A 19,265-nucleotide genomic window follows, 5' to 3' on the forward strand; every position below is an offset into this window, starting at 1 on the left:
GAGCTGCGGCGCTGGCTGGCCGACCTCGTCCGGCGCGGCCTCGCCGACGCGCAGCGCGAGTCCTGGGACTTCTTCGACCAGCCGGCCGCGCGGATGGTCGACGCGCAGGCGCCGGGGCTGGCGTCCGGGTTGCGCCGGGCCGGGGACGTCGCCGGGCGCGGGCGGGACTGGCCGGGCCGGGTGCTCGAGGAGCTCGCCCAGCTGCACCTGCTGGTGTCGGCGCACGCCAGGCTCGACGAGCTGCCGGCCGGGCTGGCGGCCACCGTGCGGACCCGGCTGGGGTACACGACCGAGGTCGCCGACGTGGTGGCGGCCGGAGAGCGGGTGGCCGATCGCTGGCTGGTGCTCGGCCTTGTGGACCAGGTGGACGAGTGGCTGACCACCCGGCGGGTGTGGCTGCGTGGGCTGGAGACCGGGCGGCCGGCGCTGGTGCTGTCGTTCGCCGCGCCGGGGCGGCAGCTGGACACCTCACTGGTGCCCGGGTTCGCGGTGCCGGGGGAGCTGGCGTTCTACCCGGCCGCGCAACCGCTGCGCGCGGTGGTGGCGGAGCGCGAGGAGGCGGTCGCCGCGGGCCGTCCCGCCGGCGATCCGGTGGACGCGGCGCTTGCCGGGTACGCGGAGGCGCTGGCGGCCGACCCGTGGCTGGAGCGGTGGCCGATGCTGCTCGGCTCGGTCGCACCGGCCACTGTGGACGGTGGGTGGTGCCTTGTGGACACCGACGGTGACGCGCTGCCGCTGCGGGCGGGCGCGGATCCGTGGCCGTTGCTGGCGGTGTCGGGCGGCGGCCCGGTGCCGGTGGCGGGGGAGTGGTCGCGGGCGGGGCTGCTTCCACTGTCCTGTTGGGACGGAGAGCGGCCGGTGCGGTTGTGAGGGAGTGGACGGAGCTGGTCAGCGTCGCGCTGCTGGGGACGGCCCGGCGGGAGGTCGACACCGCGGCGCTGCCGGAGCCGGTGCGGCGGCTGGTGGACGACCGCGAGCCGGAGCGGGCCCTGCTGTCCGCGGCGGCGTTGCTGGCCGCGTACCGCAGGGCCGGGCGGCTGCCGGTGCGCGAGGCGACCGCGCTTTCCCCGGCGCCGGTGGATGATCGTGAGTTGGTGGGGCCGGCGGCGCGGCGGCGGCTGGCGTTGCTGCTGTCCGGCGAGCAGGTCGCCCTGGTGCCGGAGTGGTTGGCGGCGGTGTCCGCGCGGGGCCTGCGGGTGCCGCCGGAACGGTTGCCCGCGCTCGCCGACGCGGCCGTGGCCAGGGCGGAGTGGCGGGCGCCTGTGGCCGCGGCGGCCGGGCCGCGCGGGCCGTGGCTGGCGGCGCTTCGGCCGGACTGGGAGTTCCTGGCCGAGCAGGCCGTTGTCGACGATCCCGAGGTGTGGAAGTACGGGACGGTGACCCAGCGGCTGCACTGGTTGGCGGCGACCCGGTCGGCCGACCGGGCGGCGGCGATGGCCGCGCTCGAGGAGGCGTGGGCGGTGGAGTCGGCGCCCGTGCGGGTGCGGCTACTCGAGGTGCTGCGCGCCGGTCTGTCCACTGAAGACGAGGAGTTTCTCGAGCGGGCGCTGGACGACCGGGCCCGCGACGTGCGCCGGCTGGCCGCCGAGCTGCTCGCCGCGCTGCCGGGTTCGGCGCTGTCGCAACGGATGGCGGAGCGGCTGCGGCCGCTGGTCTCCGTGCGGCGGGGCGCCCTCGTGGTGCGGCTGCCTGCCGAGTGCGACGAGGGCATGCGCCGCGACGGGGTGACCGCCGGGCCACCGGCGGGAGTGGGGGCCAGGGCGTGGTGGTTGGGTCAGCTCGTCGCGGCGGCGCCGCTGTCGGTGTGGCCGGCCCGGCCGGGCGAGCTGGTTCGCCTGCCCGTCGAGGGGTGCGACGCGCGGCTGCTGCACCTGGGGTGGGCCGCGGCGGCCGTGCGCGAGGGCGCCGCGGACTGGGTGCTGGCGCTGCTGGATGTGGACACGAAGGTGGCCACCGACCACGTGTTGCGCGCCCTGCCGCGGCCGTGGCCGGTGGAGATCGGAAACCGGGTGCTCGACCGGCTGGCCGGCGCCCGGGACCGGCGGGCCACGGCGCACCTTGCCGAGATCGCCGCGCTCGCCGTCCCGCCGGAATGCCTTGGCCACCCGCTGGTCGACCGGCCGCTGGACCCCGACGGCGCCGCGTGGCGCAGGCGGCTGGCCGACACCTTGATCTTTCGCCGGGAGATGTACGAGGAGCTGACATGACGCAGGCCGTTCTCCGACCGCACGTCGAGCAGTCCGATGTGGACGAGCTGGCCGCGCTGGCGGCGCAGGACGACCGGCCGCGGCCGCCGTCCTGGCGGCTGTCGCCGTGGGCGGTGGTGCTGTACCTGATGGGTGGGCGGCTGGCCGACGGGACCGAGATCAGCCCGAAGTACGTGGGGTCGCGGCGGCTGATCGAGGTCGCGGTGGCCACGCTGGCGACGGATCGGGCCCTGCTGCTGCTCGGCGTGCCGGGGACGGCCAAGACCTGGGTGTCGGAGCACCTGGCGGCGGCGATCAGCGGGGACTCCACGCTGCTTGTGCAGGGGACGGCGGGCACCGCCGAGGAGTCCATCCGGTACGGCTGGAACTACGCCCGGCTGATCGCCGAGGGGCCGTCGGAGCGGGCGCTGGTGGCCAGCCCGGTGCTGCATGCGATGGAGGACGGCAAGCTGGCCAGGATCGAGGAGCTGACCAGGATGCCGGCCGACGTGCAGGACGCGCTGATCACGATCCTTTCCGAGAAGACCCTGCCGATCCCCGAGCTCGGCACGGAGGTGCAGGCGCGCAAGGGGTTCAACGTGATCGCCACGGCCAACGACCGGGACAAGGGGATCAACGAGCTGTCCAGCGCGCTGCGGCGCCGGTTCAACACCGTGGTGCTGCCGCTGCCCGACTCGGCCGAGGAGGAGGTGGAGATCGTCGCGCGGCGCGTGGGACAGTTGGGCGCCACGCTGGAGCTGCCCGAGCCGGACGCCGGGCTGGCCGAGATCCGGCGGGTGGTCTCGGTGTTCCGGGAGCTGCGGTCCGGGCGCACTGAGGACGGCCGGACCGCGCTGAAGTCCCCGTCCGGCACGCTGTCCACCGCGGAGGCGATCAGCGTGGTCACCGGGGGTCTCGCGCTGGCCGCGCACTTCGGCGACGGCGTGCTCCGCCCGCACGACGTGGCCGCCGGCATTCTCGGCGCGGTGGTGCGGGATCCGTCGTCCGACCGGGTCGTGTGGACGGAGTACCTGGAGACCGTCGTCCGCGAGCGCGACGGCTGGGCGGACTTCTACCGGGCCTGCCGGGAGATCACCGGATGACGGAGCTGCTCGGGATTCGGCACCACGGCCCGGGGTCGGCTCGGGCGGTGGCCGCGGCGCTGCGGGAGACCGAGCCCGACGTCGTGCTGATCGAGGGGCCGCCGGAGGCCGACAAGTTGGTGGAGCTGGCCGGTGATCCGGGCATGGAGCCGCCGGTCGCGCTGCTGGCGTATGCCGTCGACGACGCGACGCGGGCGGCGTTCTGGCCGTTCGCGGTGTTCAGCCCGGAGTGGCAGGCGTTGCGGTACGCGCTGGATGCCGGGGTTCCGGTGCGGTTCTGCGACCTGCCTGTGGCGCACCAGTTTGCCGCGTCGGGGGGCGGTCGTTCGAGTCTGACCGCCGATCCGCTGGCGAAGCTGGCGGAGGCCGGCGGGTACGACGATCCCGAGCGCTGGTGGGACGACGTGATCGAGCATCGCCGGGACGGTGCGGCGCCGTTCTCGGTGATCGCCGAGGCGATGCGGGCCCTGCGGGACGAGCTACCCGAGGCGGCCAAGGGTATCCGGGAGCAGCAGCGCGAGGCGTACATGCGGACCACGCTGCGCAAGGCCCGGCGGGACGGGTTCGAGCGGATCGCGGTGGTGTGCGGGGCGTGGCACGTGCCGGCGCTGACCGATCCGCTGCCGCCGGCCGCGCACGACCAGCGGGTCCTCAAAGGACTGCCGAAGCGGAAGGTGGCGTGCACCTGGGTGCCGTGGACGCACAGCCGGCTGGCCGCGGCAAGCGGGTACGGCGCCGGGGTCACCTCGCCGGGGTGGTACCACCACCTGTTCAGCGCGACCGACCGGGTGACCACGCGCTGGCTCACCGAGGTGGCGCGGGTGCTGCGGGCCGAGGACCTGCCGGTGTCCAGCGCGCACGTCATCGAGGCGGTCCGGCTCGCCGACACGCTTGCCGCGCTGCGCGACCGGCCGCTGGCCGGGCTGGCCGAGGTCACCGAGGCGACCCGGTCGGTGCTGTGCGGCGGCAACGACGTCCTGCTCGACCTGGTCACCCGCCGGCTCGTGGTCGGCGAGCGGATGGGCGCGATGCCGGACCGGACCCCGCAGGCCCCGGTCGCCGCCGACCTGCACGCGCAGGCGCGCCGGCTGCGGTTGCGGCGCGACCCCGAGGAGCGCGAGCTCGACCTCGACCTGCGCAACCCGTCCGGGGCGGAGCGGTCCCAGCTGCTGCACCGGTTGCGGGTGCTGGACATTCCGTGGGGCACGCCGTCGACGTCGGCCCGGCGCAACATGGGCACGTTCCGGGAGACGTGGACGCTGTGCTGGCAGCCGGAGTTCGAGGTCGACCTGGTCGCGGCCAGCGCGCACGGCACGACCGTGCGGGCGGCGGCGAACGCGGTGATCCGCACGCGGGCGCTTGCGGCCACGGTGCTCGCCGAGACCACGGCGGCGGTGGAGCAGTGCCTGCTGGCCGGGTTGCTGGACGCGCTGCCCGATGTGCTGTCCGCATTGGACACCCGGTCGGCGCGGGACGTCGACGTCGCGTCGCTGATGGCGGCGCTGCCCGCGCTGGCGAGGGCGGCGCGCTACGGCGACGTGCGCGGCACGGATACCGCGTCGCTGCGCGCGGTCGCCGAGCGGATGCTGGCCAGGATCTACGCCGGCCTGCCGGCGGCCGCGCGCGGCCTTGACGAGGAGGCGGCCGTGGAGCTGTGCCAGCACGTCGATGCCGTGCACGAGGCCAGCGCGCTGCTCGGACCGGACGCCCATTCCCGTTGGCTGGACGCGCTGTCCGGCATGGTCGCCCGCGAGGGTCTTGCGCCGCTGCTGGCCGGGCGGATGACCCGGATCCTGGCCGACGCGTCGCGAATGGACGCCGGGGAGGTGGCGGCGCGGCTGGGCCGGGCGCTGACCCCGGGAGTCGAGCCGGCCCGCGGGGCGGCCTACATCGAGGGGTTCTTCGCAGGCGGCGCGCTCCTGCTTGTGCATGACGAGCGGCTGCTGCGGGTGATGGACGAGTGGTTGGCCGCGGTGCCCGCCGCCACCTTCACCGAGGTGCTTCCGTTGCTGCGGCGCACATTTGGCTCCTTCGCCACGCCCGAACGCCGGGCCATCGGCGAACGGGCCAGGGAGCTGACTGTCCAGAGTGGAGCACAAGGCTCTTCGGTCGACAGTGTCGACGTCAAGCGCGCCGAGGCGGCCCTGCCCGTGGTCGCCCAACTCCTGGGGGTGGGCTCCGGTGGATGAGGACCGCGAGCGGTTGCGGCGGTGGCGGCTGGTGCTCGGCGGCGCCGACGACGGCACCGAGACCTCGCTGTCCAAAGAGGACCGTGGGGTGGACGCCGCGCTCGCGGCGCTCTACGACAGCCCCGAGGTCGACGAGGAGGGCGAGCCCGGCCGCCGGGCCGGTGGGCTCGGCGGCTCCGCGCCGCGGGTGGCCCGCTGGCTCGGCGACATCCGGCGGTACTTCCCGAGCAGCGTCGTCCAGGTCATGCAGCGCGACGCGGTCGAGCGGCTGGGCCTCACCCGGCTGCTGCTCGAGCCGGAGCTGCTGTCGGCCGTGGAACCGGACGTGCACCTGGTCGGCACGCTGCTCACGCTGGGCGACGTGATTCCCGAGCACACCAAGCAGACCGCGCGCGAGGTGGTCGGCCGGGTGGTCGCCCAGCTGGAGCGGCGGCTGGCCGAGCGCACCCGGTCGGCCGTGCGCGGCGCGCTGGACCGCGCGACCAGGACCAACCGCCCGCGGCCCCCCGACATCGACTGGATCCGCACGATCCGTGCCAACCTCAAGCACTACTCGCCCACGCTGGGCACCGTGATCCCGGACCGGCTGATCGGATACGGCCGGCGCGCGCAGACCGTGCACCGCGACGTGATCCTGGCCGTCGACCAGTCCGGCTCGATGGCCGAGTCGGTCGTGTACGCGGGCCTGTTCGCCACCGTGCTGGCCTCGATGCGGTCCCTGCGCACCTCGCTGGTGGTGTTCGACACCGAGGTGGTCGACCTGACCGAGCTGCTCGACGACCCGCTCGACGTGCTGTTCGGCACGCAGCTCGGCGGCGGCACGGACATCAACCGCGCCCTCGCCTACTGCCAGGGTCTTGTCACCCGCCCCGCCGACACCCTGCTCATCCTGATCACCGACCTGTTCGAGGGCGGCGCCCGCGACCAGATGCTGCGCCGCGCCCACGCCCTTGCCGACTCCGGTGTACAGATTGTCGTGCTGCTGGCCCTTGCCGACTCCGGCACGCCCGCCTACGACCACGAGAACGCCGCGGTGCTGCACGAGCTGGGCATCCCCGCCTTCGCCTGCACTCCGGACCTGTTCCCCGACCTTATGGCCGCCGCGATCAAACGCGAGGACCTGAGCCATTGGGCCGCCACCCGGCCGGCGCAATGAGGCGCAAACCAATTTTCACCGCGGCAGGAAACCAACCGGACAGGACCCCGGGTTTTCTCCCCACGAGCGGGTCGCGGTTCGGGTGTTGCCGGTAGCGCGGGAGGTTCATCCGTCGACTCGTCAATCACGGACTGCCCAGCGACAAAGGAGCCGTGATGGCGAAGTGGGCCGGACTTGTCGACTACGTGCGGCAGAACTACAAGATCGCGGACGAGCAACCGGGTGGAGTCAAGCTGGTTTCGACCTCGGTAACGGTCGATCCCAGATGGTATTTCTGTGGCGCCAAAATCTGATGGACGGCGCGGAGGAGTGGGTACAGATCGAGTCGCCGTGCGCCAACGTGGGCAATGTGAGCCTCCAGCGGCTGCTCGAGCTGCTCGGTGACATGGTGTGCGGTGGAGCGGTGATCGTCGGGGACCACGTCCATGTGCGCAGCTCGATGCCGTTGGACGATATGAACGTCGCGGAGTTCGAGCGCCCGCTCCAACTCGTGACGTTCACCGCGGACCGGCTCGAGCGGGATCTCATCGGCGGAGACCGGTACTGACCGCCGGCCGCGGGCGCGTTGCCACCCGACCCGTCACCTGGCGAGGTGCTCGCGGAACCATTCGATGGTGGCGATCCAGGCGGCCTCGGCCTGGGCGGCGTTGTACCGCTGACCGGTGTCGTTGTGGAAGGCGTGGTCGACGCCGGGGTACACGGTGACCTTGTAGGGCTGGCCGGTCTGCTTGAGCGCGTTTTCCACGGTGTCCCGGCTGCCGGTGATCCGGGCGTCGTTCTCGGCGTACACGACGGACACCGCGGCCTTCGTGGCGGCAAGGCCGGCCGTGTTCTGCGGGGCCGGACCGTAGAACGGAACCGCCGCCTTGACCGGCACCCCGGCGGCGAGGGTGTTGAAGGTCATGCCGCCGCCGAAGCAGAAGCCGACCACCCCGCGCCGGTCGCCGACGCCGGTGGCGGCGGACAGGGCGTCGAGGGCCTGGCGGACGTCGGAGACCATGTCGGCCACCGGGCGCTTGCTCAGCGCGGCCGAGTAGGCCGCGGAGTCGGTCAGCTTCTCGGCGCCCCCGTCACGGGACAGCAGGTCGACCGACACGGCGGCGAAGCCGGCGGTGGCGACCCGCCGGACCACGTCCTTGATGTGCGGGGTGAGGCCGCGGTTCTCGTGGATGACCACGATGCCGCCGGCGGGTGAGCTGCCGGCCGGGCGGGCGTGGTAGCTGATCAGCGGCGCCCCGTCGGCGCCCTTGACCTCCAGCGCCGCCACCGTGATCCGCGGGTCGTCCTCCCGCACGGTCATCCCGTCCGGGACCGGCTGCGCGGGCGGCGTGGCGAAGTCCTGCTGGGAGCTGGTCTCCCGGGAGGTCGGCACGGGTGCGGGCGCGTTGCTGGTCGGCTCGGTGCTGCAGCCCATAGCGGAGAGCAGGGCCACCGTCGCGGTGGCGCTGCCGGTGATCAGGGTGACCCGGCGCAGCAGCTCGCGCCGGTTGATCAGGCCGTCGTTGTAATCCTCGATGTGCTCCTCGACGACGTAGCGTGCGAACTCGTTCATCTGGCTCCTTCACAGGGAAGACGCTCAGACCCGCCGACCCCAGCCGGCAACCACGAGCCACGTGTAGTCCACAAAGGACGGCGAGTCGAGCGTCGCGTAGGCCGCGTCGAGCTCCGCCCGGGTGATCAGGCCGGAGTCGAGGGCCCGCTCCTCGATCAACTTGTAGGTTGCGCTGAACCATCGGGCCATCGATGAGCCACCCTGTGCGGGCAGGATGTACCCCTCGGCCCGGCAGTCGGACAGTCCGGCGGCCTCCAGCGGCAGCGGCAGCGACCGCGCCCAGGTCGTGTGCGTGCCGACCGACTGGGACATGACCGCGTTCAGCGCCTCGGTGGCCCGCCGGACCACCGGATTCGACGACAGCTCCGGCGCGGTGGTGCCCGCCTCGACGAGCAGCCAGCCGCCCGGCCGTAGCCACGACGCCATCCGCTTGAGCACGTCGTCCCGGTCCGGAAGGTGATCCAGAACGTAGCGAGTGTGGATGAGGTCGAACTCGCCCGGCGGGTCGTCGGTCGTCACGTCCTGCAGGAGCACCTCGATCCCGAGATCGGCGAGCGGATCGAGGAACTTCGTGCTCAGGTCGGTCGCGACGACGTTGCCGGGGCCGGTCAGCTCGCCAAGCCTTCTGGCGATCGAGCCGGCCCCGGCTCCCACCTCCAAACATCTCCACCCCGGCCGCACGCCCAACCGGTCGAGGTTGCGGATGCTGAACGGATCGGAGATCTCTTCGAGCAGGGACAGGCGCTCGAGCTCAGTCAGGGATTTGGTATCGACGAGATCACTCCAGCTCATGCTTGATCACTATGGCGTTCGCCGGTGTCCACGTCGAGCCCGCATCCAGGCTATGCGCCGGAAGCTGTTCGGCTCAGTGCTGGTGTCCCAGCTGAGCCCTTATCTCGCCGGCCGGGAACAGCGTGCAGTGCACGTTGACGTACGTGAACCCGGCCCTGGCCGCCGCGACCAGCTCGCCGAACTCACCCGCCGCGATGCCCTGCCCGGTCGGGCCGATGATGTCGGCCGGCCGGATGGTCCCGGTGATCGTCGCCGGTGCCTCCGGGCAGGTCTGCGTGCCGGCCGGACCGTTGCCCTGGTTCGTGCAGAGGAAGACGCTGATCCCACCGGTCTGAGCCGGGCTGCCGAAGTGGATGTGCGCCTGCGTGACCGGCGCCGACAGGTCCGCGTAGCTGAGCCGCCAGGTGATCTCCTGCGCCCGGTCGTCGATCTGCATCCGGAACTGGCCGGACGCCGCCGTCGAGAGGGCAAGGGGGGTCTCGGCGTAGGGCGAAAGCTGCTCCCGGAAGAAGATCTGTGCACCGCGCGAGCTCTCGTCGGCGGTCGTCACCGCGCTACCGGCCACGCTGACCGCTAGCGCCGCACCCACCACCGCCGCTGCCGCGAGTAGACGCTTGCGTCTCGTCATCAGTGCTGCCTCCTTACATGGACGATGCCAATCCACCTAAACGCGTCCGGCACCGTCACGGTTCAACGGGAATCCCTTGGGGGATCGGTTCAGGGCCGGCAACCAGAGCGGGCATCCTTAGAAGTGCGCCGAGGTCGGCAACCAGAGCGGAGCATCCTTGAAGTGCGCCGAGGTCGACCGATCTTTGGCGAGGGCGGCCGCCGCACGACGACAAGGGCAGGGGTGAGGAACGAGCCCCTGCCCGCAGGCGTCGTCAGCCAACCACCCACGCCACCCAACCACCCACCCCGGCCCGCAACCACCCCGCCAACCCAACCCCCGGCCGCTCGCCGAAGGCGACCGGCGGCCTTGCCCGAGCTATCAAATACCGAGGCGCCCGGCGGCCTTGCCCGAGCTAACAAGCACAGCCCGAGCTAGAGAACATTGCCGGAACCGGGGGCTGGCCGGGAACATGCGGGCATGAGCAGCCTGTGGGGACCGCCGCGGTTGATCGCGCTGGACATCGACGGGACGATCATGAACGGCTTCGCGTCGGTGAGTCCCCGGGTCGTGGCCGCGGTCCGCAAGGCCCTGGCCGGCGGCGCGCAGGTGGTGCTGGCGACCGGGCGGCCGGTGATCACCACCCGGCCCGTGCTGACCGCGCTCGGGATCACCGCGGGCAACGTCCTGTGCTCCAACGGCGCCGTGCGGATGGACGTCGCCAGCGGTGCGTTCCTCGCGCTGCACCGGTTCGACGCCCGCCCCGTGGTCGACCGGCTCCGCCGGCTGCTGCCCGGCGCGGTGTACGCCATCGAGCAGCCCGGCGCGGAGAACCTGGTCACCGGTCAGCTGCCGTTGTCGGAGACCGCGATCGACCGCGTGGTGGATCACCGGACCCTGGTCGCCGAGCCGATCACCAGGCTGACCGTCTACTGGGCCGGGCATACCGGCGCGGAGCTGGCCGCCAGGATGGGCGCCGTCGGCCTGCCGGGTGTGACCTGCATGATCGCGCCGGTGGATCCCTGGCTGGTTGCGGTGTCCGCCGGCATCTCGAAGGGGGCGGCACTCGAGGCGCTCCGGCTCGAGTTGGACATCCCGGCCGACGCCACGCTCGCCGTCGGGGACGGCGACAACGACCTGGAGATGTTGCGGTGGGCGGGATACGGCGTGGCGATGGGGCAGGCGCCGGACTTCGTCAAGGCGGCCGCCCGCGAGGTCACCGGCTCGATCGAGGATGACGGCCTCGCGGCGCTCCTGGAGCGCTGGTACCAGTGAGGGCTTCCGGCTCGCCCGAGCCCTGAACGTCACGGCCGGGTTATGCGCCGGGGTTATGCAACCGTTGGCGCGCAACGAAAAGTAGTGGGTCGAGCCCGTATCTTTGAGGGCTCAAGTCATGGGCTGCTGCCCGGCATCCGTTGGAGGGACTGATGATGCGCCGAAGATCCGCATATCTTGGCGGCCTCGCAACGGGGATCATGATGCTGGCCTCGCTGACCGCGACCGCGGACGCGGCCCGGCCGTCCGTCGCCCCGCCACCCGCCCCGGCCGCCACCGCGCCGAACGGCGTGACCGGCGGCCCGGTCGCGGCGTGCGTGCCGCGCCAGCCGATCTGCCTGCCGTTCACGGTGGTGGACAACCGCGGGTACGTCGCGCCGCCCAACGACGTCATGGAGGCGATCCCGTTCACCATCGAGGCGGACAATCGCGTCACCGTGCGCCTGCAGAACCTGGTGACCTCGGACGGCAGCCGGTGCCTGACCAAGGGCGTCCGGGCGCCGGACGGCAGGCTCGTCGACGGCGAAACCTTCCGGGTCTGCCCGTTGCATGACGGGCTGTTCGAGTGGGGCACCACGTTGTCCGTCGGCGGCGCCTACACCCTGCTGCTCGACATCGGGCAGCAGGCGGGCGCCACCGGACGGGTCGACGTCACTCTCTACCAGACCGCGCCAGACGACACCGGGACGCTGCCCACCAACGGCACGGAGCAGCGGGTCGACCTCGGGTCACCGGGCCAGCGCGCCTACCGTTCGTTCACCGGCGCCCAGGGCGACACGCTGCGGCTCATCGTCGATCCCGGCGACAGCTTCAACAACGACCCCAACGACCTGTGCCGGTTGAGCGCGTTGCTGCGCGTGGTCAAGCCGGACGGGCTGAACCTGTACCCGACGAACGACACCTGGGCGTGCGTCCGGACCCAGATCGCGGTCACGCTGTCCCTGCCCCAGACCGGGACCTACTGGATCAAGATCGATCCGGACTACTGGGCCACCGGCTCGATCGACCTGAAGCTCGCCCGGATCCCCGCGGTCACCCGCTGCGACCCCAGCTCGGTCCTGCCGATCATGATGGTGCACGGCTTCAACGAGCAGCCGGGCGTGTTCGACACCATGCGGACGTTCCTGATCGGGGCGCTGACCGAGGAGTTCAAGCGGGACGGGATCGCCGCCGACCGGGCGGCCGCCTGCGCGCCGGGCTACGTGCGGGCCATCGACGTCGGCCGGCGCGGCAGCAGCCGGGCGAACGCGGAGATCATCAAGGCCGAGCTGGCCGATCTGCTTGCGGCGACGGGAAAGCCGCGGGCGGACATCATCGCGCACTCCAAGGGCGGGCTGGATTCCCGGATCGCGGTCGCGACCCTGCAGAACCCGCAGAGCGTGCGCAACCTGGCGATGATCGGGACACCGAACGGCGGGGCGCGGATGGCCGCCGTCGGGTGCGGCGTGCCCAACTTCCCCGCGCTCCAACAGAACGACCGCGAGTTCCGGGCGGTCGCCACGAACGTCCTCAGCACCCTGTTCGGTGAGTGCGACGGCCCGGAGGACGGGCTGTACGGGCTCACCGAGGACTTCGTCCAGAACGAGCTGAACCCGGCCACCCCGGACAACCCGAACGTCTTCTACACCACCATCTTCGGCGACGCCAGCAACAGCCCCGCCGACTGCCTGATCTGCTTCGCGATGCGCGGGTTGATGGGTCCCAACGACATCATCATTCCCGTGCACAGCGCCCTGCACCTGCGCGGGCGCGGCTACTGGCCGATCGGACCGTTCAACGCCGACCACGACGAGCTGCTGACGAGAACGGAGGTCCTGAACGACTTGTACTGTGTCGCGCTGAGCGGCCGCAACCGCCCGAGGACGGATCCGGACCGGACCTGCGACCGCCCCGACCAGCGTCCGCAGACACCGCCGCTGGGCAACGCGGCCCACATCGACGCCGTGCCGGTGCCGGCCGGCGGGTCGACGACCATCACCCTTCCGGTCGCCGGGGCCGGACCGGGAGGTCTGTTCGTGCTCACGGACGGGGCCGGCCTGACCGCGACGGCCAACGGCGTGAACCTCATCCCCGCTCCCGGCTTCTACGGCGACATGCTGCTCGGGCAGCTCGACGGTGCGAGCGACATCTCGCTGACGATCTCGAACCCGGGTGACCGCGCGGTGAGCGCCATGGTCGGCGTGGGCACCGACCGGGCGCGCGAGTTGGACATCGTCCTGACGCCGGAGGTGCCCAAGCCGGGGCAGCCGGTGCAGATCAAGCTGACCGGCCAGGCCCCGGCCGGCCTGTTCGGGGTCGTGACCGCGCCGAACGGCACCGAGACCACGGTGACGTTCGCCGGCGCGGGCAGCGACTCCGTGGCCACCTTCACCCCGACGGTGTCCGGCCAGTTCCGGGTTGCCGTGGGGCACAAGGGAACGAACCAGGCGCGCCGGTTCGGCTTCCGCCGCCTGGTCGTCGGCGCCGGGGCCGCGGCGCCGACCGGCACGGTCCGGACCTCCCTGACCCGGTCGGGCGCCGACAACCTCGCCGACGCGCTCAACGTCGACGTCGATGTCACCGCCACCCAGGCCGGTCAGTACACGCTGTCGGCCGCGCTCGTGGCCGCCGACACCCCCGAGGGGACGCTGATCGCGCACACCAGAACCACCAGGCAACTCGCCGCCGGCGCGACCACGTCCATCCGCCTCGTCTACCGGGGACCGGTGATCTACGGCGCGAATCGCGGCGCGTCCTTCCGCCTCGCCGACGTGACGCTGCTGCGGCCGGGCGACGTCGTCGAGGCGCAGGCGGCGACCCTCGCCATCCCCACCCAGTACCCGAGGGACACGTTCCGGCCCACCCGGATCGACCCCGGCTTCGTCGATGTCAGGGAGGGCGGCCAGGGCGCCAGGACCGAGGTCAGGCCGCCCGCGACGCTGTCGGAACGGATCAACGACCCGGTCACCGTGAACTTCGGGTCGTACGTGCAGGACGGGAGCGCCACCTGGCCGGAGGACTACGACGCGGTCCTCGGCGGCCTGCGCTACCTGCCCGGCGAGACGGTCAAGACGATCCCGATGACCATCAAGGGAGACGACCTTGACGAGAACGACGAGCCGGCGTTCTTCCTGCTGGGCGGGGAGGTCAACGCCACGATCGGCGGCTTCCACGTGGGCGGGGCGAACATCAGGGACGACGACCCGGTGATCATGCCGGGCTTCGCCGCCGCCACGGTGGAGGGAAACAGCGGCACCACAATCGTTGCGGTGCCGGTGACCCTCGCGTCGCCGCCCGCCGCCTGGCCGGTGACCGTGCAGTACGCCCCCTACGACGCGCCCGGATTCGCCAAGCCGGGGCAGGACTTCGACGCCCCAAGCGGGACGTTGACGTTCCAAACCGGACAGCTGTCGAAGACGATCCCGCTGACCATCAGGGCGGACACGCTCGACGAGGACGACGAGCTGGCGCTGATAGCCTTGACCAACCCCAACAACGGCAGCGTCGGCGGGTTGGCCATCGCCGGGGTGCAGATCAACGACGACGACCCGGCGCCGGTGATCGAACCCGGCTTCGCCGCCGCCACGGTCGAGGGGAACAGCGGCACCAAGGTCGTTGCGGTGCCGGTGACCCTCTCCGAACCCAGCGGCCGGACGGTGACCGTGCGGTACGGCCCGTTCACCCAGCCCGGCGGCTACGCGGTGTTCCCCGGCGACTTCGACGTCGTGCCCGGCACGCTGACGTTCCAGCCCGGCGAGACATCCAAGACGATCGCGTTGACCATCAAGGCCGACACGCTCGACGAGAACGACGAGGGCGCGCTGATCGCCCTCGACAACCCCGTCAACGCCACCGTCGGCGGCTACAGCGTGGCCGGCGTGACGATCCTCGACGACGACTGAGCGACGCCGTGAAGGGCACCTTCACTGCGCTCAACGCAGGAAGATGCCCCTTTCACGGCACTTCCAGCCCGCCGCGGGCGATGAGTTGGGCGGCGGTCACGGTGCGCTGGATGTGGTTGGGGGCATGCTCCGGGGAGACCCGGTCGGGGAATGTCGATGTGTGGTGGGGTGATCCGGCGAGGTGGCCTGGGGGTTCGGGGTGCTGGAAACGGCGATCTTGGGAGGTGTGAGGATCGCCGTCTAGTACTCGAGGCCGCCGCGGGCGATGAGTTGGGTGGCGATGACGTTGCGCTGGATTTCGTTGGTGCCTTCGCCGACGATCATCAGGGGGGCGTCGCGGAAGTAGCGTTCGACGTCGAACTCGGTGGAGTAGCCGTAGCCGCCGTGGACCCGCATCGCGTTGAGGGCGATCTCCATGGCCACCTCGGAGGCGAACAGTTTGGCCATGCCCGCCTCCAGGTCGCATCGTGCGCCGGTGTCGAGGCGCTCGGCGGCGTAGAGCACCAGCTGGCGCGCGGCGGTCAGCTTGGTGGCCATGTCGGCGAGGTAGTTGCCGATCGACTGGTGCCGCCAGATCGGCTTGCCGAAGCTCTCCCGTTCCTGGGCGTAGCGCAGCGCGTCCTCGAACGCCGCCCGGCCAACACCGAGCGCGCGGGCGGCGACCTGGATCCGGCCGGTCTCAAGGCCGGTCATCATCTGGGCGAACCCTTGTCCCTCGACTCCGCCCAGCAGGGCGGACGCGGGCGCGCGGTAGCCGTCGAAGATCAGCTCGCAGCTCTCCACGCCCTTGTAGCCGAGCTTGGGCAGGTCGCGGGAGACGGTCAGCCCGGGACCGTGCTCGACGAGCAGGATGCTCATGCCGGCGTGCCGCGGGGTGGCGCCGGAATCGGTCTTGCACAGCAAGGCGATCAGTCCGGAGCGGCGGGCGTTGGTGATCCATACCTTGGCGCCGTCGACAATGTAGCCGTCGCCGGTGCGGCGCGCGATCGTGGTCATCGCCTGCAGGTCGGAGCCGCCGCCCGGCTCGGTCAGCGCCATCGTGGCGCGGATCTCTCCGGTGGCCATCCTCGGCAGGTACCGCCGCTGCTGCTCCGGCGTGCCGAACGCGACGAGCAGCTTGGCCACCACGGTGTGCCCGCCCATCGCGCCGGCCAGGCTCATCCAGCCGCGGGCCAGCTCCTCGGTCACCAGGACGTAGCACGGGGTGGACACCGGGGCCTCGCCGTACGGCTCCGGGATCGCCAGGCCGAACACCCCGAGGAGCTTCAGCTGCTCGATGAGCTCCTCGGGATAGGCATCGGCATGCTCGAGGTCCCGGACCACCGGCCGAACCCGCTCGTCGACGAACTGCCGGACCGTGTCGACGACTGCCTGCTCCTCAGCGCTGAGTCGAGTCACGGGTCAAGCATCGGCCTTCGCCTCCGATGCCGCGAACCGCTCGCTCCACCAGGGCCGCCAACGGTTCTGGAGCGCGTCGAAGGAGGCGTCGTCCAGTCCGTACGTCGAGAGCACGGCCATGGCGCCGCCGCGCGGCCGCGCGGGGGAGGCCGGGGCGGCGCCGATGATCACCAGCCCGTCGTTCCAACCGTCCACCGTGAGCCCCAGCTGGTTGGCCGAGCGGAACCACACCTCACCGGCGACCGGCTCGCCGGCCAGCTCCGTGGTGTACCGGCTGCCCGGCTCGAGCGACGCCACCGCGGCCAGGCCGAGCGCGTCGATCGGTGTGCCGGCCTCGCCGACCGCGCCCTCGAGGAACACGGTGCGCCGGTCGACGCCGAGGTGGCGTTCCATGGAGAACCGCAGCTGGTGCAGGAACGTCGTCCAACCCTCGTTGATGTCGTCGTAGTAGGCGTCCCACTCCGGGTTCGTGCCGCGAGGCGCCCGGACCAGGCGCACCAGCGTCCGACCGTCGCCGGCGTCGTGCAGCGTGAACGTGTCGCCACCCGGCGCGGACAGCGTGTGGTCCCCCGCGGACTCGGTGAACTGCTGCCGGTAGATGAAGTCGATCTCGGCGTCCAGTGCCGGATCGTCCCAGCCGTGCCAGCGCCGGATCAGCTCCGGCTCGCGCATGGCCCGCCACACCGCGTCCACGGGCGCGGCGATGGTCACCTCGACGCGGAACGGCTCCTCGTCGTCGCTCATGTCAGTCTCCTTTGGACAGTCGTGGGCGCGGGTGGCCGCCGGCGACGAGCCGGTACGGGCGGCCGCCGGGGTGGTCGAACTCCGCGGCGGTGCGGGCGATCGCGTCGGCAAGGGCGTCGGAGAACCGGTGCACGTCGCCGGGGTGCGCGAACCGGATGTCCGCCTCGATCGTGAACGTGAGCAGCCGCGTGCCGGACCGCTCCGCGGCGGCCTGCATCCTGGTGACCTCGCGGACCGTGCCGGCGGCCACCCCGACCAGATGCTCGGCGGCGTAGCGATCTCCCATGGCGGTGAACGACTCGTTCATCACGGTGGGGTCGACGACGAACGCGTCGGCGGTGGCTCGCAGGATCCGCTCGGTGCAGCCGCGGCGTTGGCGCTCCTCGACCAGCTCGATCAGGCCGGCCCGCTCGAGCACCCGCAGGTGGTAGTTCAGCCGCTGGCGGGGCAGCTCCAGCTCGGCCGCCAGCCGGGTGGCCGACGCCGGTGTGCGCAACCGGTCCAGGAGCCGCCGGCGCAGCGGGGACAGCGCCGCACGAAGCCGGTCCGGCTCCTCGACCAGGGTCATCGCGCTGCCGCTCACGTCGACCCAGCGTAATTTGACAGAAAAATTTGTCAATAGCCGCCCGGCAACCTCTCCACGCGGGGTGGAGGAGGCCGCTCAGGTGGTGGTCGAGTCGAGGCGGTTGAGGATCGTGCTGCCGATCTCGAACAGCTGCGCCAGCTGGTCCGGGGTGAGCGCGTCGACGACCAGCTCGCGGACGATCTCGACGTGCCCCGGCGCGCTGGCGCGAAGCTTGTCATAGCCGGCATCGGTGAGGACGGCGTTGATGTGCCTGCCATCCGCCGGGCACGGCTGCCGGCGCACCCAGCCGCGCTTCTCCAGCCGCGTGACGACATGCGACAGTCGCGACAGGGACCCGTTGGACAGCGCGGCAAGATCCTTCATGCGCAGCGTCCGGTCGTCCGCCTCGGACAGGGCGGACAGCACGAGGTACTCGAAGTGGCTCAACCCGGCGTCGCGTTGCAGCTGGGACTCGAGCGCACCGGGAAGCTTGAACAGGACCGAGGCCAGTGCGCGCCATGCCCGCTGCTCGTCCGGGGTGAGCCACCGCGGTTCGCCCAAGTGCATGACACAGTATAGATCACTTGACGCGTCAAGTGATCAACGGTGCGGTCACAGTCGAGTAATTCAAGAAAAGAATTCAGCCGAAGAGGGGAACCCAAGGGATATTTCAATGTTGGACCCAAGGGTAACTAGCAATTTACGTTACCGTGCGGCCTTGGTAATACAAGAGCATCTCATATTCAGGGAGGCACCATGCGAAAGACCCGCACGGCCCGCTCCATGGCATTTCTGGCGATACTGGGCGCCGTGGTGGCCCAGGCCGTCGCGACGGCCAGCGTCGCACAGACCGACACGGCCGACCACCGCGTCGCCACCGCCACCGTCCGCAATGCCAACGGGGCGACGCTCGGCACGCTCACCATCCTCGACGCCGGCGGCGGCAAGCTGGCCATCAGCGGCCGCTTCACCGGCCTGACCGCCGGTTTCCACGGCTTCCACGTGCACGCGATCGGCATCTGCGACCCGCGGGCGACCGACCCGACCGGCAATCCCGCGCCGTTCACGACCGCCGGCCCGCACCTCGACGACGCCGGCAGCGCGCACGGCAACCACGACGGCGACCTGCCGCTGCTGCTCGTCAACGGCGACGGCACCACGGCCACCGCCACCGTGTCCGACCGGCTGACTCCGGCCCTGCTATTCGACGCCGACCGCAGCGCAATCATCATTCACGCCCTGCCCGACAACTACGCGCACATTCCGACCCGGTATTCCGCGGCCGGCGTGCCCGGTCCGGACGCCGCGACCCTGGCGACCGGGGACGCGGGCGGCCGGTTCGCGTGTGGAGTCATCGTTCGCGGCTGAGCCGCTACGGATTCGGGACGACGGCGGCGGTGACCGGGGTGCCGAGCTCGACCGTGCGGCTGACCGTGCACAGTCGATCGTGCGACAGCCGCACGGCGCGCGGCAGGATGGCCCTTGCCGCCTCGGCCTGCTCGCCGTCGGGGAAGCTGACGGTGAACGTGACGGCCAGGTTGGCCATCCGGTTGCCGTCGTCGTCGCGGATCTTGTCGCCGGTGGTGACGACCTCGAAGGTGTCCGGCTCGGCGTGCCGGCTGGTGGCCAGGTCGACGTCGATGGCGGTGCATCCTCCGATTGCCGCCAGCAGCAACTCCACCGGAGTGAACTCGGTTCCGGCGTCGGTGCCGAACGAGATGGTGCCACCCCGCGGATTGTGCGCGACGTAGCGTCCCTTGGCCGTTCGCTCGATCCGGACCGTGCGCTCCGTACTGTCAGCCATGGCCGTTGACTCT

Annotated in this window: 18 protein-coding genes; 10 read left to right on the forward strand and 8 right to left on the reverse strand. The window is 71.7% G+C overall.

Going from position 1 to position 19,265, the window contains the following annotated elements; genetic code table 11:
* From VGX25_RS05485 to VGX25_RS05515, 7 genes are all read left to right on the forward strand, one after another.
* Nucleotides 1-870 (forward strand): SWIM zinc finger family protein (locus VGX25_RS05485; protein ID WP_326916495.1); only part of this gene is annotated, 870 nt, incomplete at its 5' end.
* Nucleotides 867-2,207, forward strand: a complete 1,341-nt coding sequence (locus VGX25_RS05490; protein WP_326916496.1) for a DUF5691 domain-containing protein — start codon at nucleotides 867-869, stop codon at nucleotides 2,205-2,207. The genes VGX25_RS05485 and VGX25_RS05490, both read left to right, overlap by 4 nt.
* Nucleotides 2,204-3,289, forward strand: coding sequence for an AAA family ATPase (locus tag VGX25_RS05495; protein WP_326916497.1), 1,086 nt, complete (start codon nucleotides 2,204-2,206; stop codon nucleotides 3,287-3,289). The genes VGX25_RS05490 and VGX25_RS05495 overlap by 4 nt, the downstream gene beginning before the upstream one ends.
* The gene (locus VGX25_RS05500; protein ID WP_326916498.1) at nucleotides 3,286-5,478 is read left to right on the forward strand and encodes a DUF5682 family protein; all 2,193 of its coding nucleotides are present in this window, start codon (nucleotides 3,286-3,288) and stop codon (nucleotides 5,476-5,478) included. Before VGX25_RS05495 ends, VGX25_RS05500 begins: the two co-directional genes overlap by 4 nt.
* The gene (locus tag VGX25_RS05505) at nucleotides 5,471-6,634 is read left to right on the forward strand and encodes a VWA domain-containing protein (RefSeq protein ID WP_326916499.1); all 1,164 of its coding nucleotides are present in this window, start codon (nucleotides 5,471-5,473) and stop codon (nucleotides 6,632-6,634) included. Before VGX25_RS05500 ends, VGX25_RS05505 begins: the two co-directional genes overlap by 8 nt.
* A gap of 155 nt (nucleotides 6,635-6,789) precedes the next feature.
* Nucleotides 6,790-6,927, forward strand: coding sequence for a hypothetical protein (locus VGX25_RS05510; protein WP_326916500.1), 138 nt, complete (start codon nucleotides 6,790-6,792; stop codon nucleotides 6,925-6,927).
* Between the two features lie 56 nt (nucleotides 6,928-6,983).
* Nucleotides 6,984-7,181: a hypothetical protein gene (locus tag VGX25_RS05515; RefSeq protein WP_326916501.1), complete on the forward strand. Its 198-nt coding sequence runs from the start codon at nucleotides 6,984-6,986 to the stop codon at nucleotides 7,179-7,181.
* Nucleotides 7,182-7,214: 33 nt separating this feature from the next.
* On the opposite strand, the gene VGX25_RS05520 is transcribed toward VGX25_RS05515, so the two are convergent.
* The 3 genes from VGX25_RS05520 to VGX25_RS05530 all read right to left on the reverse strand — a co-directional run bounded on the left by VGX25_RS05520 (nucleotide 7,215) and on the right by VGX25_RS05530 (nucleotide 9,606).
* Complete coding sequence (locus VGX25_RS05520; RefSeq protein WP_326916502.1) at nucleotides 7,215-8,186, reverse strand: dienelactone hydrolase family protein; 972 nt, start codon at nucleotides 8,184-8,186, stop codon at nucleotides 7,215-7,217.
* A gap of 24 nt (nucleotides 8,187-8,210) precedes the next feature.
* A complete protein-coding gene (locus tag VGX25_RS05525) occupies nucleotides 8,211-8,978 on the reverse strand; it encodes a methyltransferase (protein ID WP_326916503.1) in 768 nt (255 codons plus the stop codon).
* Nucleotides 8,979-9,051: 73 nt separating this feature from the next.
* A complete protein-coding gene (locus VGX25_RS05530; RefSeq protein ID WP_326916504.1) occupies nucleotides 9,052-9,606 on the reverse strand; it encodes a CHRD domain-containing protein in 555 nt (184 codons plus the stop codon).
* Nucleotides 9,607-10,065: 459 nt separating this feature from the next.
* On the opposite strand from VGX25_RS05530, the gene VGX25_RS05535 reads away from it, so the two are divergent.
* Entirely contained in the window at nucleotides 10,066-10,860 is a 795-nt protein-coding gene (locus VGX25_RS05535; protein ID WP_326916505.1) for an HAD family hydrolase, read from the forward strand.
* Nucleotides 10,861-11,012: 152 nt separating this feature from the next.
* Nucleotides 11,013-14,741 (forward strand): Calx-beta domain-containing protein, encoded by a 3,729-nt coding sequence (locus VGX25_RS05540; protein WP_326916506.1) that lies wholly within the window; start codon nucleotides 11,013-11,015, stop codon nucleotides 14,739-14,741.
* Nucleotides 14,742-14,981: 240 nt separating this feature from the next.
* On the opposite strand, the gene VGX25_RS05545 is transcribed toward VGX25_RS05540, so the two are convergent.
* The 4 genes from VGX25_RS05545 to VGX25_RS05560 form a co-directional block, all read right to left on the reverse strand.
* Nucleotides 14,982-16,139, reverse strand: a complete 1,158-nt coding sequence (locus tag VGX25_RS05545; protein WP_326916507.1) for an acyl-CoA dehydrogenase family protein — start codon at nucleotides 16,137-16,139, stop codon at nucleotides 14,982-14,984.
* Between the two features lie 3 nt (nucleotides 16,140-16,142).
* Nucleotides 16,143-16,883: an SRPBCC domain-containing protein gene (locus VGX25_RS05550; RefSeq protein ID WP_326916508.1), complete on the reverse strand. Its 741-nt coding sequence runs from the start codon at nucleotides 16,881-16,883 to the stop codon at nucleotides 16,143-16,145.
* Nucleotide 16,884: 1 nt separating this feature from the next.
* Complete coding sequence (locus VGX25_RS05555; protein ID WP_326916509.1) at nucleotides 16,885-17,466, reverse strand: helix-turn-helix domain-containing protein; 582 nt, start codon at nucleotides 17,464-17,466, stop codon at nucleotides 16,885-16,887.
* 78 nt (nucleotides 17,467-17,544) lie between these two features.
* Nucleotides 17,545-18,015, reverse strand: coding sequence for a MarR family winged helix-turn-helix transcriptional regulator (locus tag VGX25_RS05560; protein ID WP_326916510.1), 471 nt, complete (start codon nucleotides 18,013-18,015; stop codon nucleotides 17,545-17,547).
* 189 nt (nucleotides 18,016-18,204) lie between these two features.
* On the opposite strand from VGX25_RS05560, the gene VGX25_RS05565 reads away from it, so the two are divergent.
* Nucleotides 18,205-18,816, forward strand: coding sequence for a superoxide dismutase family protein (locus VGX25_RS05565; protein WP_326916511.1), 612 nt, complete (start codon nucleotides 18,205-18,207; stop codon nucleotides 18,814-18,816).
* A gap of 4 nt (nucleotides 18,817-18,820) precedes the next feature.
* Here VGX25_RS05565 and VGX25_RS05570 read toward each other — a convergent pair whose 3' ends face one another.
* Nucleotides 18,821-19,252, reverse strand: a complete 432-nt coding sequence (locus VGX25_RS05570) for an OsmC family protein (protein WP_326916512.1) — start codon at nucleotides 19,250-19,252, stop codon at nucleotides 18,821-18,823.
* Nucleotides 19,253-19,265: the final 13 nt, after the last annotated feature.

Origin of the sequence: Actinophytocola sp., assembly GCF_035942955.1 — a bacterium.
Lineage (GTDB): Bacteria > Actinomycetota > Actinomycetes > Mycobacteriales > Pseudonocardiaceae > DASYTH01.

Coding starts and splice junctions, on each gene's coding strand:
- VGX25_RS05495 (WP_326916497.1), top strand. CDS start 2,204: ATGACGCAGGCCGTTCTCCGACCGCACGTCGAGCAGTCCGATGTGGAC.
- VGX25_RS05520 (WP_326916502.1), bottom strand. CDS start 8,186: ATGAACGAGTTCGCACGCTACGTCGTCGAGGAGCACATCGAGGATTAC.
- VGX25_RS05510 (WP_326916500.1), top strand. CDS start 6,790: ATGGCGAAGTGGGCCGGACTTGTCGACTACGTGCGGCAGAACTACAAG.
- VGX25_RS05560 (WP_326916510.1), bottom strand. CDS start 18,015: ATGCACTTGGGCGAACCGCGGTGGCTCACCCCGGACGAGCAGCGGGCA.
- VGX25_RS05530 (WP_326916504.1), bottom strand. CDS start 9,606: ATGACGAGACGCAAGCGTCTACTCGCGGCAGCGGCGGTGGTGGGTGCG.
- VGX25_RS05565 (WP_326916511.1), top strand. CDS start 18,205: ATGCGAAAGACCCGCACGGCCCGCTCCATGGCATTTCTGGCGATACTG.
- VGX25_RS05500 (WP_326916498.1), top strand. CDS start 3,286: ATGACGGAGCTGCTCGGGATTCGGCACCACGGCCCGGGGTCGGCTCGG.
- VGX25_RS05525 (WP_326916503.1), bottom strand. CDS start 8,978: ATGAGCTGGAGTGATCTCGTCGATACCAAATCCCTGACTGAGCTCGAG.
- VGX25_RS05550 (WP_326916508.1), bottom strand. CDS start 16,883: ATGAGCGACGACGAGGAGCCGTTCCGCGTCGAGGTGACCATCGCCGCG.
- VGX25_RS05535 (WP_326916505.1), top strand. CDS start 10,066: ATGAGCAGCCTGTGGGGACCGCCGCGGTTGATCGCGCTGGACATCGAC.
- VGX25_RS05540 (WP_326916506.1), top strand. CDS start 11,013: ATGATGCGCCGAAGATCCGCATATCTTGGCGGCCTCGCAACGGGGATC.
- VGX25_RS05570 (WP_326916512.1), bottom strand. CDS start 19,252: ATGGCTGACAGTACGGAGCGCACGGTCCGGATCGAGCGAACGGCCAAG.